This window comes from Paenibacillus sp. J22P165 (assembly GCF_059692015.1).
In genome coordinates, this window is the sequence record NZ_JCAUAP010000008.1 from 307,265 (window position 1) to 324,065 (window position 16,801).

Consider the following 16,801-nt stretch of genomic DNA (forward strand, 5'->3'; position numbering starts at 1 on the left):
CAATTATTATCGTTTTGCAATAAAAAACAATCGTTTTTAAATATATTGTTGTTGTTAGCAAACATAAAAACAGCCGAGTCCAAGATGGCCGGCTGCCCCATTGACAAGTATATTTAGCATCTTACATGTTTGCGTTTAAAACCAAGACGATCCTTCAGTACAGCCTTTTGAATATTATCAGACGCGTTTATGAATTTACTCGGTTTCGTTCCTTGATTCACTTCTACCGGACCAACTGCCTTAGCGATCTCAACAGCCTTATCATGCAGGGGTATATAGGACACCGCAACCGTGTAAATAAAATTGTTCATCGCATACTGAGCCCGCACAGGAGCTTCGTGAATCGTACTTTTCACCAGATCAAGCATGTTGGCAATTTTGCTCTCGGAGAATTCACTGTCTGGACGGTTCCCCAACAACCAACAATAGCAGCTCCAGCCCGCCGACATTCTCAGCTCCTCGCCGCTAGCGATCCATTTATCTGCGACTTCTTGGGCAATATCTGCTTCTGACAAGGTGACGGCAACCACATAATCGGACAACATAAAGAAATAAGCGGTGTCCATCCAACGTTCATAATCTGCTTCCGTCATGGCATTGGGATCTGCGATAATACCAGCAAAATACATGGCGTCGTAGTTCCCTGTAGCATAGAGCTCATCAGCTAAAGCTTGATTGATTTTGGTTTTCTTAAAGATTGGCTTCATGGCGCCTGTCGCAACCCCAAATAGCGGTTCATGCGCACCATTAGACATGTACATTTTCTTCGTACGTTCCTTACCAAGAGCTTCAAGCTCCTGCATCACGCTTTCTAGATTCATCGTTGTATACTTCCTTCTTTTTTCTAGTTTCATCTCATTTAACTTGTGGATCCGTTCTAGGTTGTCTTGAAGAAGCTTCTACTTATATCCATACCATAACAGGCTTGAAATGTAAATAAATCGGCCATTTCCGAAGAGTAAACAAGCTAATGCTAGATAAATATTGGCGTAATGGTACAAATCCGTTATTTGGTCTACTTGATTGACAACGTTCACTGTGAAAGTATAAATTTAAGAGAAACAGTCTTGTAAATCGCTTTCAAAGGAGGAGAACTCCGTGTATCGGCTAATGATTGTAGATGATGAGGAACACATTAGAGAAGGATTAAGCGATTTAGTTGATTGGTCTTCTCTCGGATTTCAGCTTGTTGCTAAGCTGGAGGATGGTAAACAAGCTGTTGAATGGCTGCAGAAAACGGAGATCGATATCATCCTATCGGATGTGAAAATGACGCATGTTTCCGGGCTAGAACTCGCTAAATATGTACATGAGAATCACAACAAGACCAAAATCGTGCTCATCAGTGGGTTTAAGGAATTTGATTACGTCAAACAAGCAATGAGTTATAATGTCATTCATTATTTATTAAAGCCGACTAAGCTCAGTGATATAAGAACTGTATTTCAAGACGTCAAACTACGTTTAGACAAGGAAAAAGAGGAAAACGAACAGGTATCCAAAGTCGTAAAGCATAAGAATGAATTGCTCCCTCTGATTCGAAAACACTTATTTCGTGATTTATCGACAGGTAAATTAAGCGATCCGGCTGAGGTAGAGAAATTACTTCGGCTAACCGAAGTCCATGCGAATACCCTCCATCATCGATGTGCATTAACCCGTATCTCCTTTGCAACTCCTGGCGTTTCCGCTGATTCTATAGAAAAAATGATTCGCCATGAAGGGTCCGGTATCCTGTATGTCCCCATCTTCATGAATGCACAAGAACTTGATCTTGTTGCGCTAGATCTTCAATCTCACCCTGATGCCTCATCCTTCCGAGCATCGATCACGTCCTATATGCAAACTGTCTTACAACGTATACATACATTATTAGGTGTTGAAGCACACACAAACATCGTGGGCTTGTTTGAGAATTTACGCCAACTCATGAGCGAAAGTGCTTTACATTTTAACAAAGAAGATGATTTGTTCGAACGGGAAGTAACGGAAATGTCTTTACGCAACACCCCTCAACTAGCGGAACAACGCAAACAATTTCTAGCCTATCTAGGCGCTGGCAATATCGCAGCACTGTCTGAGCAGTATGTAATCTTATTGGATACCGTACACCAAGGTAAATTACCCACTCATTATGTGAAAAACTTCTTAATTGAACTCTTCTCCTCTCTTAGCTTCAAATTGAATGAAATGGATTTGCCTATCGATAAAATAACGAACAAACCTTTCTATTATGAGACCATTCTACGATTGAATAGTTATGATGAATTATTGCAATGGGGACTCTCGGTTCTGAATGACATCAACGCTTACTTTCAAAAACATATGGCAACAGAGCCATCAGCAATTCAAAAAGCCAAGGATTATGTCAACCACTATTTTAATAAAGATATCTCCCTAGAAAGTGCAGCTTCGCAAGTGTATTTAAGTCCAGACTATTTGGGCAGAATCTTCAAACAGTACACGGGAAGTAATTTTACTGATTTTGTGACAGAGACCCGTATCCAGAAAGCCTTAGAGTATTTGCAAGATCCACAATATAAAATCTATGAGATTGGTTCCAATGTAGGGTATAAGAATACGAAGTACTTTTTCAAAATATTTAAAAAGCAAACTGGTTATACGCCTACCGAATATAGACGTAAATCGATTAGTAAGGATAAACAATGAGAGATCCCTTAAGCTTATGGTTCATCTTGAAAAACTATCGATTTCAAAGTGTATTTATCAAAAACTTTCTAATTATACTAGCGCTTGTCCTACTGCCAGTCACAGGATTAAGTGTCGGGATTTACAATCTTTATAGTAAAACGGTGACGGAAGAAATCAGCAGCGCACATTTAAACTCCCTCTCGCGAATTCGAGATATGGTCGACATGCTCATGCGTGAGGTGGATGATTTCTCCGTACGATTTGCTTCCGATGATGTCGTAGCACAATTGATGGAAAAGCGAAACACCGGGACAACGACCTATGATACGAGTATCCTCACCGCCAAACTGTTTACAAAGCTTAATTACACCAACAATATTCAGGATTTTGTAGATTCCGTGTACTTGTACTCCGAAAACAATCAGTCCATCTGGACGTCTGACTTAAGAAGATGGTCTTTGGATGAATTTATGGATCTGGGATGGCTGCCCAGCTACAATGAAAAGAAATTGACGTATAGAGACTGGTCGCTGGCTAGACAAGCAAAAACCCATTATTCCGACGCCAGCGAGCGTCAGCTGATGACATTAATTCGGATGGCTCCCTTGCTTCAAACAAAGACAGGCAGTGTCATCATGAATATAGATACCGCGAAGTTCATGAGTATCATTCATAATACGAACAATCATTACATCGATAACCTCTATATTATTGATGCTAATGGGATCATCGTGGGTCAGGACAATTTCGATTTAATTAACCATCCGATTTCAGAAATCATCCCGAACTCGAATTTGATGGAGGGAAATCCAAATGAACCCGTCTTTTTTTACAATGAGGAATCCAAGCAGTCCATTTCTCATGTCAAATCTCAGTACAATAAATGGCGGTTTATTTCCGTTGTGCCTCTGAAGCTATATGAGGATAAAGCGAAGTATATTAAGAATTATTTATTCGTTTCTTCCCTGTTCAGTATCGCGGTAGCCTTGATTTTGTCCTTAGTCGTCTCTTGGCGCATGTTTATACCGATTAAGCAGATTATGTCTGTCGTTAGTCGACCTGGCGACTGGTTAGAGGATTCGGAACGAGCCAGCCCGATTCCATCCGTGAAAACGCATGTGAACGAAATTAAATACATTACCTCAAGTATCCTTAGCTCCTATGGAGAAAAGCAGGAACTGGAGAATGAGCTTCGTTATCGTCTGACTCTCCTTGATCGTGCCTATGCTGTTGCGCTGCAATCGCAAATTAATCCTCACTTCCTATACAACACACTTGAAACGATTAATTGGCAAGCCTTACGACTTACTGGCGCGGAAAATCCCGTGTCGGAAATGATTACCTCTCTTTCTCAGCTTCTGCGCTTTTCTTTAGAAGGTGAGGGTCATTTGGTAACGATTCAAGAGGAACTCGCGTATTGCATGCATTATCTCGACATTCAGAAAATTAGGTATCCTCGCAAATTTGAAGTGGTCGTGCAGGTGGATGAGAAGTTGAATGATTACAAAATCCCTAGAATCACTCTCCAACCGCTGATTGAAAATTGCATCTATCATGGTATTAAACCAAAAGAAGGCGAAGGCAGAATTACAGTTACCGGCACATTGGAAGGTGCTCACGCTGTTCTCCGTATTTCAGATAACGGAATTGGAATCGATTCCGAGAAGCTGGAACAGATTAACGCTGAGTTATCCAATAAGAATTGGATTACTGGGAATCATATTGGCGTTATGAATGTGAATCAACGGATTAAGTTAACCTTCGGTGAGCAATGTGGCTTACAAATGGTTAGCGAACCTGGAGTAGGCACGGAAGTAACAGTGAAAATAACTGCGTTGGTGGGATAAATAGTTAAGGGACAGAGCGAATAAGTCACATCGCTCTGTCCCTTTTTATCTGGATCTATAGGTGTAGTTCCGCTTTTCTCACACAGAAATTATCGTCCCCTGAGAAAACCAAATAAACGGTCTTGCCATCCGGACTCATCCATTTCGTTGGAAACTCTCCTCGTTCTCCTGGACCCATATCCCATTGTTCTGTAAAATATACGGTCGTCCAAGGTCCCCATGGCTCCGGTGCATCGTAAACCCCGAATCCGCCGGTGAAACGGGTGTCTCCCCTATCCCTGTGACCAGGCTCGTTCGGAATGTGCTGCCACCACAAATACCTCTGAATGGCACGGTTGTAGCTGATGCCCGATCTTAAGCAGGCATCTTGATGCTCGAACACCGCACCACGCTCTTCGATATCCTTCGTCCAAACCGGTGACATCTCATCTAATTCTTTGAAGAATTCATAGGCATCCCTCTCACCTATGCGCTCCTTCGGAACTCGCATAAGGATCATCCGATCTGAAGGTACATCCGCTTTGGGATGATCATGAGTGACCGTGTAGACATAATCGTCCCTAGCATCACTGTAATTTTTCCCATAATTGATAAAGGCGCATAAACCAAACGCTTCAAACTTCCAATCGCTGAAGTTCCAAGTTTGAGCATGGTCTGTTGACCAAGCTAACTGCGCTTGTCCCCCTTTCTCATCTGCGTGAAATAACCAAGCATAAAGAATGCCATCGACCATAAGAACGCCGCTGCCCTTTTTCCCTTGTCTACCATATCCTTGGTTTTCCCCGGATCCAGAACGAACATTTATCCCTTGAACATCTGGTGGATTCCCGGTTACATAAGCAAAACCTAATCCGAGTTTCTCTTCGAGTACAGGGTCAAAGCCATATCCATCGCCATATAACGTGTAGAGTCGATCATCGTCAGCCCATGTCACAGGCCAATTATCGCTCCCATCATACTTGACAGGATCTGTCATGTAGACGACACCGATTGCCGTACGAATCATGCTATCTGCAGGCTCCCACTCTAGCCCCTGAATCACGCTGCTTTTCGGATACGGTGGTTTTCTGAGTTCTCTTTCCTTTTCTGTCGTCATTTCATCGTGGTTCTTCATTTGTCACCTCGATAGTTGGATAGTTTCTCCAGATTGGGCCCAATGATATCCAGCTTCTGCCGGCAAGATTGCCTGTTCATAACAATACGTCATTTGCTCCACAAGGCCTTCTACATAATGGCCCGTATCATTTTTCCAGAACCGTTCCCCACGCTTTACGATCGCTTCAGGGAAGTCAACAATCTCACGCATAGAGGCTTGCATGCCGCTTATACACATCGTTTGGGACATGGCAGCCTCCACGCCACAGACGGGTACACTTTGCTCAGCAACAGCCGCTATAGCCATCCATAGCTTCGAATCCGGATGCTGATTGGGATTCACGTATTCTTTAACTTCTCCGTTATGATAACGTGCCACAATGGGGGAACCCTTTTTGTGTTCTCCATCATCAAACTCAATGACAGCGTGCTCGAATTCGTAGCGGAACAAAGCCCCCCTACTTTGATTCACGGCATGGGACCCGTAATACAGCACCTCTACCCCATTCTCCGTATAGGCTCTCATCGCAGCGGTATCGAAATTGTCGATAAAATTCGCACGGTACAACTCTGCACGGACAACGGATGGATACGCGCTCTCAGCGATACCCTCACCAAGCACATAGAACATGTTATGTAAGTAGTGCGCTGTTGCATTATTGGCTACACTATCCAAAATCATCGTTCCATTCGCGTCTTGCTTTTTACCAGCCCAGCCTCTGGCATAATAGGAATCTGTTCGAGGCCAAAGCACGAGCGTCTTGAGCCTTAGAGGCTTCCCGAATAATCCTGTCATGATATCTCGCTTTAGCTCCTGTATGCCTTGACTATGACTCCACTGGTAACCAATCGCAACAAATTTTTGGGCTTGATTTCTCGCCTTCATCATCATGAAAGCTTCATCCAGTGTAGGACATAGCGGTTTTTCAGATAACACGTTGCTTCCCTGCGACAAGGCTAAACAGGTTTGGGTGCTATGAAATTGAATCGGCGAAGCGATAACGGCCAAGTCCGACTTTGCAACTGCATAATACGCCTCAAGTGACGGATACATCGGTATCTTCAATTCTCGTATTTTCTCATAATAATGGCTTCGTTCCGGATAAGGGTCTACTACACCATTCAGGATATAGGGGTATTTGCCACCCCCTTGTAACAAGGCATTCACATAAAAGCCGCCATATCCGCCTATGCCGACCAGCACTACGTTTACAGGATTCATAGAAATACCTCTCTCCCGTGTTAGTTAGAAATAGACAACACGTCCTTCATCTGCGGACATTCTTGCTCTCAGACAAGCTTCTGTCACCTCAAATGATTGTTCAGCACTTACTAAACACTTGCCACGCCCTCGAACCTGCTGCAAGAAATCGGCAAAGATATCCTGTGAAGGCAGCAAAGGTACTTCTTGGATACCTTCGGCTTGTTCGTTAATTACATACACTTTGTTATGTATCACTTCAACAATACCGCGAGTACCTACGATCCGTATGCGATCATCCGCATGACTCGGAGCCTGCTTCGGTCTTAAATAGTCAATCGTGAGCGAACCCATGACTTCATTCGTACATGTAAAATGACACATGGCAGTCGCTTCTAACTCACCATGTTGCTGATTAGCTCTCGTTGAATGAGACGCAAACACGGACAGAAATCGTTCACCACTCCATGAATAGAGCCAATCGATGGCGTGACTTCCCACCCACGGAATCGTGCCTCCATAGGTTTCACGTCGCTTGTATAACGTATTGCGCTCACCTAAACGGTATGATTTTTGCGCGTGAAGCAATCTTACCTCGCCTAAGTTTCCTTCTTGAAGCAACTTTCCCACCGTCAAGAAGCAAGATGTATAACGGATGCCGAACATCGCCGCCAGCTCTGCATGCGAGTTCTGATACGCCACTTTGACATTGTCCAAATCTGCTAAGGTGGTAGCCACCGGTTTTTCCACGAAAACATGAATACCGCGATGTAAGGCTTCTACCGCTATCGAGGCATGATCATTAAAATGGCTAGCAATGGCTACGACATCTGGCTTCAGAGTCTCTAACATATCTACATAGTTTGTATAAAGCACTGGCGTGTATCCGTACTGTATTGCACGTCGATTTAAGCTATCGATGTCCTCTCCAAGCGAACCAGGAGCAATTCCTGCCAGATAAGCATCTGCTTGATTTCGTAATCCTTCCAACACATAACCGACATGACCGGTTGCGCCTATGAGACCTATTTTCAGCACGAAACTCCTGCCTTTCTAAGACTAAAATCGAACCAAGGTATCCACACTCACGAATTGACCAGTCTGCATGGACATATTACCTGCAATGCCAGTTAGAATAGACATGGCACCGTCTACATGCGTAGCAGCACGATTCAATCTGTCTTTCACAGGTTCCACAAAGATATCATGAAGTAAAGCTGGGTCTCCCCCGCCATGGCCGCCTACCCCTTCCTCATAATCAACCTTATACGAGTTACCGAACATCGGATGAACGGTAATTGATCTTTCGCGAGATAATTCCTGCGCATGGGTTCCATCTGGATTATTCAAGTGCTTCACAATCAGCTTGATTTCCATTCTCCCCTTTGTTCCGTTCAGGCTAACGACCAGCCCTTCCCATGGAGTGTATGCATTAAGTGAATAGGTCAGAATCGCGTTATTCTCATAGCGAACGATGACTCCAAGGGTATCTTCTATGCTAATCCCATCGCCGAATACACTTTGATCGCGTTGATAACCATCTTCTTTCTCAGCGTCCAAATACATCGCTTTCAATGTGTCATTGGCTGCGAGGTCAATTGCGAAAGGATCATTCAATGCATTCTCGCTGCCAAAGGAACGCTGGTAGAATTGTTCCACGCCGCGTCTTTCCGCGTTTTCTCTACCATAGAATTTCAAGTCACCCATTGCAGCAACTGTCTTCGGCTTCGTGCCCAACCAGAAATTAACGAGGTCGAAATGATGCGTAGACTTGTGAACGAGTAAACCTCCACTGTTTCTTTTATCTCGATGCCATCTGCGAAAATAATCGGCTCCATGTTTAATATCGAGCAGCCACTCAAAATTGACAGACTGTACTTCTCCGATTACATCATCCAAAATAAGCTCACGAACTTTGCTGAATTGAGGCGCATATCGATAATTGAACGCGACACGAAGCTGTTTTCCCGTCCTTTTCACCGTATCTAGAATGGCCTGACACTTCTCAGCATCAACCGTCATCGGCTTTTCAGAAACAACATCACAACCCAATTCCATTGCTTTGATGATATACGTATGATGAGTGCGGTCGATAGAAGTCACAAAAATAACATCTGGCTTCTCTTCTCGAACCATCTCTTCGAATTGACTCGGTTTGTAGGTTGGAACAGCAGGATGATCGCATTCATTCACTAAGACACGATTGGTAAAATCCATTCTTGTTTGATTGATATCACATATCGCGACCAGCTCTACGTTAGCTTTAAATTCAGTTACCATCGCTGTATAGAAGAACTTCGCTCGTATTCCGCATCCCACTAAGGCATACCGCTTCTTTGACATTGTGGTTAATCTCTCCTTTAAATGTTATTCAGATATCTGAATGACTCCAAGCGATGTCATGAGTAATTCACGCAGCTTTTCAACTTCAGGTTCAACACCTAATCCTGGTGCAGTTGGAACATGTGCCACACTTCCGCGGATATCAAGCCCCTTCACCAACATATCTTGAAGCAGCTCTGGACCATTTAATTCAGCAGGAAGCGCAAGCTCAAGCGTACTAAACATATGAATGGACGCAGCAAAGGCAACACCACAATCCGTCAAACCACTGCCTAACAATTCGATGCCGTTCGCTTTAGCGACAGCAGCCGTTTCCATACATTTGCGAATGCCAGCTGATTTGCAAATTTTAAGAACAACCATATCCGCAGCTTCCATCCCAATCACTTTTGCTAAATCCATGGCTGAGAAACTGCCTTCATCAATGGCAATTGGCAATCGGCTTCGTCGACGTATGGCTGTCATCCCGGACCAATCTGAGCTTTTAACCGGTTGTTCTACGCAAACGACAGATGGGAATCCTCGGATTGCTTCTAAGAGCTGAACCATTGTACTCGGCGTATATGATTGGTTAGCATCCAGCCAGAGTGGTTTATTGCCCACTACTTTGAGTATGGCTTGCAATCGCTTAAGATCGCCTCTGACATCACCGGATATTTTGATCTTATACGCCGAATAATGACTGGATTCACGCGCTTGCTCGGCCATGACCTCAGGCTGGTTCACGCCAATTGCCGAACAAAGCGGAACTTCTGTGGTGATCGCACCGCCGAGTAGGGCATGTAAGGGCAATCCGGCCATTTTGCCTGCCAAATCGTGAAAAGCCATATCGATGGCAGCTCTGGCGAAGGGCATACCATTCGATACGGATACACTAAGCGCCTCTTCTGCTCGTTTATGGAATAAGTTTACCTCAAAGGGAGATAAGCCAATCGCTAAGGGAGCTAGATGATGCTGAATGACAGCGACCATCGTTTCGATCGTCTCATAGCTCCATCTGGGTTCGGCTCGCTGCTCCCCCCATCCAACCAGTCCATCATTCGTTTCCATCCTTACAAAGAGTACGGGCTTACCCGCGTCATTCGTCTTGTTGGTGGCCCCGTTACCAAGCGTAAACACTCTACGGTAGGGGACGAGCACTGGATATAATTGAATATTGGCAATATAGGAACGCATCCAAGCTCTCCTCCCTTCATGTGTGAATAAGTGATTTTACATAAGCTATATCTGCAGCAATATGATCATCAACACGTAATTCGTCGCTATATTCGGCTGTTAAACATAGAACACCTTTGTAATCTCTTTGTATTAAATGATGGATAACTGATGGCCAAGAAGCCATGCCTTGACGTGCGGTGCTCCAATAGGGTTCCCATTGGACTTGCTCCGCTTCATTCCCGTTCACTCGTTGGTAGTAACCATTTTTCAGATTCACCATGCATAAGTAAGGTGAAACGACATCGAGACTCAACTCGTGTCGTTCTCCGGTCAATGCATCATGCGCCGCATCCCAAATCGCGCCAAAGCAATTCGGATCAAGTCCATCTAGGATGCGATGCAGTCCGAAAGCATTTTTGATACGTGTGCGTCCAATATGCTGCTGAATGCCAACTTTTACCCGGTATCGTTGACATAGCACTTGGAGTTTCTCCAGCTCTGACTTGATCCTTTTTTCAGATGCCCAGTAACCCTCTTTGAAATCAACATCAACCATAATCCGAATAAGGGGGACGCCTGACTCCGCACAAGCTGCAAAAATGGCTTCCTCGGTCGTACTCGCGATACTATAAATATGAAGACCATACGATTTTAATTTACGGCTTAATCGTGGCAACTCTTTCTCAACTTGTTCAGGCTGCACTTGAAAGCCCTCTCTGACAGGAAATTCAATGCCATCAAAGCCTAATGATTGAACTTTTGCCGCGAGATTATCTATCGATAATGATTTCCATGGCTTGGTAAAGACTGAAAAAGCAAACCGAGATGGTTGATCCAAGTTTTCCACGTTTTCCAAGTGTCCCAAGCAAGAATCACTCCTCTTTATTAAAAAATTCAATCTCTTCCCAATTCATTTGCGGAACATCTTCTAATAAAGGTTGATAGGCTTCCATACGACGCAGCTTAAGCAACACTTGTTTAATATCCTCGCATGAACCTTTTACAGCTCTCGTATTCGTCATAATTTTAGTACTCAAATCAATTTCAACTACTTGATACGTACCCTCATTCTCTACTTTAGCGATGATCTCTCCGTTTGGCGAAACCATTCCAGTAAACGAAGTTCCCGGTTCGGCATGCAAATGACAAGGGGCGACATAGACAGAATTGTCAATCGCTCTTGCTCTTAATTTGATCTCCCATTGCGGATTCAAGGTATCTCCAAACAATGGAAACAGAATCAATTCAGCTCCCCGCAAGGCCAAAATGCGTGCAGATTCTGGAAAATAATTGTCAAAGCAGATCATGATACCCACTTTGCCAAAATCAAGATCGAACACAGGGAAATCGTCGCCGTTGGTTAACACTTTCGTCTCCCCACGGGTCAGATGTACCTTCCGATACCTGCCAATCTCAACGCCATTGCGGTCCAATACGTATGAGACATTGTAGACCTGTTCATGTTCGTCGATTTCATAATCCCATGGAACAACGTAAGCTTTGTACGTTTTGGCCAACATACTGCAGCGCTGTTTATAAGTTTCGGCATATGCTTTGGAGAGTTCACCTCTTGGAATATGACGCCGAGCCAAACGATATTGATAAGCCTCTGGCATGAATACAAGATCAGCGCCATCTTTGAGACTTTGCTCTGCCAGCTGCAAGAGCTCATCCAAGCACCCTTCTACCGTAACACTGTCATCATACCGTGGCTTCACTTGAATGAGACCAATTTTGGCTGTTCTTCTTGGCGTATCCTTCATTGCTCTCAGCTCCTAAATTACGTATTTACGCTAATGCGAAAATGGTGAATGTAACGGTCAACATGCTAGCAACCGTAGAGAATAACACCGCATGTGCGGAGAAATAGGCTTCATTATCGTATTCCAATGCGATTAAGGCACAAATTAAGGAGGTTGGCGCTGCACAAGATAGCACTAAAGCGCTCGCAATATCTCCCTGGAAGCCCATTAGTTTGACAAGTCCATATCCGATCAGCGGTCCTGCTAGCAGTCGAAGTGTAGCTGAGATAAGGACATCATGATAACGAATGTTCAGGTTCAATGAGGAGAGCTGAACACCTAATGTAATGAGGGCCAAGGCAATTGTTGCGCCTGACATATATTCCAGCGGTAGATACAGTGGCTCTGGAATGGTGAACTGTGTTAATCGAATGACAACCGCTGCAAGCACCGCATAGATTCCGGGATATAAAATAATTGTTTTAATCGCAAAGTTAAATTCACCTTTATGCGCATTCGCGTTGTAGATGCCATATGTGCCCGGCAGCAGATTTTGAATCACCGATACGATAACTTGAACGGCTAAGGTAACCGGATTTCCTGCGAATACCAATTGATTAAGCGGAATCATATAATTACCACTATTATAAAATAGGATCGTATTTCGCATGGCTCCCCGCATGGGCGCATCGTACCGACGTATGCGGATGACAACTTCCGCCATAACCGCTGAAACAACAGCAAATAATACGCTGAATAACGCGACTTTCAAGACAAGTTCCCAGCTAATTGACACTTTGAGCAGCAGTACAAACATAAAAATAGGCATAAACAAATTAAATACTAGCTTGGATAAAGAGGCTGCGTGAATCGTATATTTTCTTCCCATCACAAAGCCAGTCGCAATAATTAAGCCGATGGGAACCACATTCGACAATAAAATATGTAAAAAATAACTCAGATGATGAAGCCTCCCTCGATAGAATTCCAAGCATCATTATATTCTCTTCCCGAGAATACCATGACGAATTCCCAACCGTCGTTGTCCCACCATTTCGGAGAGAAGCTCAAGTAAGAAACTAATTTGCAATCCCAGTCTTCGGGGACAAAGCAATGCGAATAATAGATCGTTTTCCATGATCCCCACGGATCATTCGCTTCATAAATGCCCCAACCATAGTTTCTTGCTGTATGCTGCGTAACGAGGAGATATTTCTGCAGAGCAGGATTGTACACCGCGTTTACCCTCATAGCTCCATTCGCATCATAAAAGACGGGCCTGCGCTGATCGCCATCATGCGTCCATCGGGCAGTTCCACCGTACTCATTTCCAGCAAAAAACTCATAATGCTCCTGAGAAGTGATTTTATCCTTCGGGACACGGATTAATGAGATTTCGCCAGGAATTTGCAATTCCCAGACCAGACTTTTCACTTCTGGCGCATACATATAGACATAATTGTCTCTAGCCCCTTGATAATTCTGGCCAAACTGCAAAAAGGTCGGAACGAAAAACCCTCTAGATCGGTTAAACGAATTGATATTAAACTCTACGCCTGTATCTTCCCAGCTAGCTCCATGATCTTCCGATTTGTAGAGCTTCTGAAATTCATAGCAGTCACTAGACGCCGCTCCACTTCGCCACATGTAGAAGATACTATCTATGCAAATGATCCCCCATGATTTACCATTGAAGGTTGCAGGATTCTCTGCGTCTTTTCCGCCCCATACATTAAACGTTTTGTAATCTTTGCGGTCCCCTTCAATTCGAGCGACCCCCATACTCGCCCGCCCAATTTCATTCGTACCTCCGAAACCGCCGCCATCGCCAAATACGGTATACTGATGTCCATCATCCGCCCAAGTTAAAGGCCAATTATCACTGCCAGGTGCCAGACGAATGCGACTGGACCAGTCAAAGGTGATACCTTTAATGAATTTACTTCTCGGATACGGCGGGTATAAAGTGTTCGCAGACATCTCTTCCAACCTCCTGCTCTCTATTTACTGCTGCATGCACGAACAAATGCTTCAAAGATAACGTGTGCTGCTTCGTCAGTTCCAGCTAAGTTTTCCGGATGCCACTGCACGCCGAGCACGAACCGATGTCTCATGCTCTCCAGCCCCTCAATGATGCCGTCAGCAGCTGTAGCATTCACACGAAAGTCAGGTGCCGTCCGCTTCACCGCTTGGTGATGGAAACTGTTCACACGAATGTGGGAGGAACCGATGATTCGTTCCAATAACGACCCTGTTTCAATGTGGATCTGGTGGGACAAGTGAGCTCTCGGTGCTTGCTGTCTGTGCTGTAAGCACCCGGCTTGCGCGCGTTCAATGTCTTGGATTAATGTTCCCCCTGCAACAGCGTTCAACAACTGCAAGCCTCGGCATATGGCTAGAATCGGTTTATCCGATGTTAGAAATCGTTCTGTTAGTCGGCTCTCGAGCACATCGCGTTCCGGCGTTATAGCACCTAAGCCTGGAGCAGGTTCTTCTCCGTAAAGAAACGGATCAATATCCTCACCACCGCTTAGCATGAGTCCATCTGCCATTTCACAAATCTGATCCAACATATCTTGTGAAGCCATGTAAGGCATAACGAACGGGATCCCGCCAGCCTCTATGATCGCATTTGAATAATCCTTATGAAGAAACGTATGACCATTATCGAAAGTCGAAGTAACCACAATAATAGGTTTCATGTACAAGAACCCCCAGTTGGCAATAAAGCAAGTTAATCAATCAATTCCATCGTCATGGAACGAACGCACATCGCATCATAATCAATTGATTTGAAGCGCCTGCCTGAAAAGACTAGGTGCAGCTGAGTCCCGTCTTCACTTATCCATTTCGTTGGAAACCTGTACGAATGTGTCTTACCCAGTCCCCAATATTCCGTGAAATAAACGGTACTCCATGGCCCATAAGGCGTTGGTGAATCGAATATTCCCCATCCACCTTCATGATTACAGGCGGAGACGAGCCAATATCTCTGAGTGGCTGCGTGGTAAATGGCTTCAAGCCTATGACAGTGATTAGGAAAGGTGAATACCGGCTTCATCTCTGAGATAAGAGGAGTCCATATAGGCGTTCCTGAATCATCGATACCTTTAAAATATTCATATTCTGCTAGATGCTTGAGTTGATACCGATTTACTCGTGCTAGAACAATATGGTCATATTCTTCATAGGCACTGGTCCCGTGCGGAGAATAAATGTATACGTAATCGTCTGGTGCTCCTGCATAGTTTTGTCCGTAGTTGACGAAAGTTGGACAACCAAAGCTAGTTTCAAACTTGAATCCCCACTCCCATGTACGCCCCATGTCTGCGGACCATGCCAATTGTGAATTGCCTGCATTCCTGGCGAGCATATACATCACGCCGTCCACCATGAGTAATCCACTAGCTTTTTCACCTGAAGGACCGTCGCCTTCCCGTTCTCCTGTTTCCGTACGTAAGTTAACGCCTTCAAAAGATTGTGGAGTACCTAAAATCTCAGCAAAGCCTAAGCTTAGCTTTTTCTCCGTATGTGGAAGGAATCCATAACCATCCCCATAAGAGGTATAGAGCCCTCCGTCATTCGCCCATGTGCAAGGCCAATTATCGCTGTCTTCACCACTAATTCTAATTCGATCTGCCGGTTCGAAGGTGATATTACGTACCTTATCACTTGCTGGGAAAGGACTTTGATGCAGCAGCATGGCTTGAATTGGATCGCAGATATACGCCTTAATATCGCCCCAAATCGATGCATTCTTGTCTTCTATCATCCGATTTCCTAGCCGAACAACAATTAAGTCTAGACTTGGAATAACCATCATCACTTGTTGTCCTGCACCTGCTCCAAGAAACATAGAATCCGGAATGTTAGGAAATATTGCGCAATGATTGGAGAAGCCGCAAATGGATGAGGTTAATAAATCACCGTGTGGGAAACCTTCCTGCGTAATGGAATGAAAGTTGGCTGCCATCATCGGTTTTAACACATTAGCGTTAATTAAGGTTTGGTCTCCCCATTGACCTTTCTGCAGGTACAGACGGGCGATCTGCAGAATTGCACGAGGCGAAAATTCACCGCCGCCCCATGTTCCATAGACGTCCAAGCCATTGTATCGGAACGGTTTTTTGTAGCCGATATGCCATTCCGAATCTGGAATCCCAAGAGGATTAAAGATTTTTTCCTGAAGTAAAGTCTGGATATTCGGATAAGGTGAATGCTGCAAGCTTGCTGTAATGGCATAAGAAAGGGCACCGAATCCTGGGTTACTGTAAAGAAACTTCGTTCCCGGGGGGTGCATCATTTGCGCCTTTTCAAGCGAACAAGTAATCGGATCCAAAGCAGAAGGACTAGGATCTTTCTGCCAAAACATGCGCTTCCACCCCGATAACTCCGTATCAAGTGCCGATGTGTCCTCTAACCCTGAGGTATGGGTAGCCAAATGCCGAATTGTGATCTTCGATTTCAATGGATCCCTTTGCCAACTTGGAATGTAAGTACAAGCAAGATCCTGATAGGCGATGTACCCCTCCGTTACAGCAACGGCTAACGCTAGACCCCCGACGATCGTCTTGGCAAGCGAGGCTGCATAATGCGGAATTTCCGGGCCATAATCATTCGCATAACATTCCTTAATGAGTTTATTATTACGCATGATAAGTAATGCTTTGGTGTTCATTTTCATTAATTGATTTGCGTAATTGTCGATCAACTGCGTATTCATTCCTTGATGATGAGGCTGATCGTACTCAAAAGTAATCATA

14 protein-coding genes are annotated in these 16,801 nt (G+C 44.4%); 2 read left to right on the forward strand and 12 right to left on the reverse strand.

Translation table 11 applies throughout. From position 1 onward, the window contains the following. Positions 1–113: 113 nt before the first annotated feature. Positions 114–821 carry a DNA alkylation repair protein gene (locus AC58QM_RS21510; RefSeq protein WP_497286901.1) on the reverse strand — a complete coding sequence of 236 codons (708 nt, stop codon included), beginning with the start codon at positions 819–821 and terminating at the stop codon, positions 114–116. A gap of 277 nt (positions 822–1,098) precedes the next feature. Here AC58QM_RS21510 and AC58QM_RS21515 point away from each other — a divergent pair, with 277 nt between their 5' ends. Both AC58QM_RS21515 and AC58QM_RS21520 read left to right on the forward strand, forming a co-directional pair. Beyond that, positions 1,099–2,670 (forward strand): response regulator transcription factor, encoded by a 1,572-nt coding sequence (locus AC58QM_RS21515; RefSeq protein ID WP_497286902.1) that lies wholly within the window; start codon positions 1,099–1,101, stop codon positions 2,668–2,670. Next, on the forward strand, positions 2,667–4,499 hold the full coding sequence (locus AC58QM_RS21520; protein ID WP_497286903.1) for a sensor histidine kinase: 1,833 nt from the start codon (positions 2,667–2,669) through the stop codon (positions 4,497–4,499). Before AC58QM_RS21515 ends, AC58QM_RS21520 begins: the two co-directional genes overlap by 4 nt. Positions 4,500–4,554: 55 nt before the next feature. On the opposite strand, the gene AC58QM_RS21525 is transcribed toward AC58QM_RS21520, so the two are convergent. From AC58QM_RS21525 to AC58QM_RS21575, 11 genes are read right to left on the reverse strand one after another with little or no spacing between them, the layout of a single operon-like run. After that, positions 4,555–5,613 carry a glycoside hydrolase family 183 protein gene (locus AC58QM_RS21525; RefSeq protein WP_497286904.1) on the reverse strand — a complete coding sequence of 353 codons (1,059 nt, stop codon included), beginning with the start codon at positions 5,611–5,613 and terminating at the stop codon, positions 4,555–4,557. 3 nt (positions 5,614–5,616) lie between these two features. Continuing rightward, the gene (locus AC58QM_RS21530) at positions 5,617–6,816 is read right to left on the reverse strand and encodes a Gfo/Idh/MocA family protein (RefSeq protein ID WP_497286905.1); all 1,200 of its coding nucleotides are present in this window, start codon (positions 6,814–6,816) and stop codon (positions 5,617–5,619) included. Positions 6,817–6,840: 24 nt separating this feature from the next. Next, positions 6,841–7,833, reverse strand: a complete 993-nt coding sequence (locus tag AC58QM_RS21535; protein WP_497286906.1) for a Gfo/Idh/MocA family protein — start codon at positions 7,831–7,833, stop codon at positions 6,841–6,843. A gap of 21 nt (positions 7,834–7,854) precedes the next feature. Further along, positions 7,855–9,138 (reverse strand): Gfo/Idh/MocA family protein, encoded by a 1,284-nt coding sequence (locus tag AC58QM_RS21540; protein ID WP_497286907.1) that lies wholly within the window; start codon positions 9,136–9,138, stop codon positions 7,855–7,857. A gap of 24 nt (positions 9,139–9,162) precedes the next feature. Beyond that, positions 9,163–10,314, reverse strand: coding sequence for a mandelate racemase/muconate lactonizing enzyme family protein (locus tag AC58QM_RS21545; protein WP_497286908.1), 1,152 nt, complete (start codon positions 10,312–10,314; stop codon positions 9,163–9,165). A 16-nt stretch (positions 10,315–10,330) separates the two neighbouring features. Further along, entirely contained in the window at positions 10,331–11,161 is an 831-nt protein-coding gene (locus AC58QM_RS21550) for a sugar phosphate isomerase/epimerase family protein (RefSeq protein ID WP_497286909.1), read from the reverse strand. Positions 11,162–11,168: 7 nt separating this feature from the next. Further along, on the reverse strand, positions 11,169–12,059 hold the full coding sequence (locus AC58QM_RS21555; RefSeq protein WP_497286910.1) for a carbon-nitrogen hydrolase family protein: 891 nt from the start codon (positions 12,057–12,059) through the stop codon (positions 11,169–11,171). A 25-nt stretch (positions 12,060–12,084) separates the two neighbouring features. Further along, positions 12,085–13,029 carry an AEC family transporter gene (locus AC58QM_RS21560; RefSeq protein WP_497286911.1) on the reverse strand — a complete coding sequence of 315 codons (945 nt, stop codon included), beginning with the start codon at positions 13,027–13,029 and terminating at the stop codon, positions 12,085–12,087. Continuing rightward, complete coding sequence (locus tag AC58QM_RS21565) at positions 12,996–14,018, reverse strand: DUF4185 domain-containing protein (protein ID WP_497286912.1); 1,023 nt, start codon at positions 14,016–14,018, stop codon at positions 12,996–12,998. The genes AC58QM_RS21560 and AC58QM_RS21565 overlap by 34 nt, the downstream gene beginning before the upstream one ends. Before the next feature lie 20 nt (positions 14,019–14,038). Then, a complete protein-coding gene (locus AC58QM_RS21570; protein ID WP_497286913.1) occupies positions 14,039–14,740 on the reverse strand; it encodes a gamma-glutamyl-gamma-aminobutyrate hydrolase family protein in 702 nt (233 codons plus the stop codon). 32 nt (positions 14,741–14,772) lie between these two features. Continuing rightward, complete coding sequence (locus AC58QM_RS21575; RefSeq protein ID WP_497286914.1) at positions 14,773–16,800, reverse strand: serine hydrolase; 2,028 nt, start codon at positions 16,798–16,800, stop codon at positions 14,773–14,775. Between the last annotated feature and the right edge of the window lies 1 nt (position 16,801).

What these genes read in the sequence shown, in the direction of transcription:
- AC58QM_RS21575 (WP_497286914.1), bottom strand. Translation starts at nt 16,800, where the DNA reads ATGATTACTTTTGAGTACGATCAGCCTCATCATCAAGGAATGAATACG.
- AC58QM_RS21545 (WP_497286908.1), bottom strand. Translation starts at nt 10,314, where the DNA reads ATGCGTTCCTATATTGCCAATATTCAATTATATCCAGTGCTCGTCCCC.
- AC58QM_RS21520 (WP_497286903.1), top strand. Translation starts at nt 2,667, where the DNA reads ATGAGAGATCCCTTAAGCTTATGGTTCATCTTGAAAAACTATCGATTT.
- AC58QM_RS21565 (WP_497286912.1), bottom strand. Translation starts at nt 14,018, where the DNA reads ATGTCTGCGAACACTTTATACCCGCCGTATCCGAGAAGTAAATTCATT.
- AC58QM_RS21570 (WP_497286913.1), bottom strand. Translation starts at nt 14,740, where the DNA reads ATGAAACCTATTATTGTGGTTACTTCGACTTTCGATAATGGTCATACG.
- AC58QM_RS21555 (WP_497286910.1), bottom strand. Translation starts at nt 12,059, where the DNA reads ATGAAGGATACGCCAAGAAGAACAGCCAAAATTGGTCTCATTCAAGTG.
- AC58QM_RS21540 (WP_497286907.1), bottom strand. Translation starts at nt 9,138, where the DNA reads ATGTCAAAGAAGCGGTATGCCTTAGTGGGATGCGGAATACGAGCGAAG.
- AC58QM_RS21510 (WP_497286901.1), bottom strand. Translation starts at nt 821, where the DNA reads ATGAATCTAGAAAGCGTGATGCAGGAGCTTGAAGCTCTTGGTAAGGAA.
- AC58QM_RS21525 (WP_497286904.1), bottom strand. Translation starts at nt 5,613, where the DNA reads ATGAAGAACCACGATGAAATGACGACAGAAAAGGAAAGAGAACTCAGA.
- AC58QM_RS21530 (WP_497286905.1), bottom strand. Translation starts at nt 6,816, where the DNA reads ATGAATCCTGTAAACGTAGTGCTGGTCGGCATAGGCGGATATGGCGGC.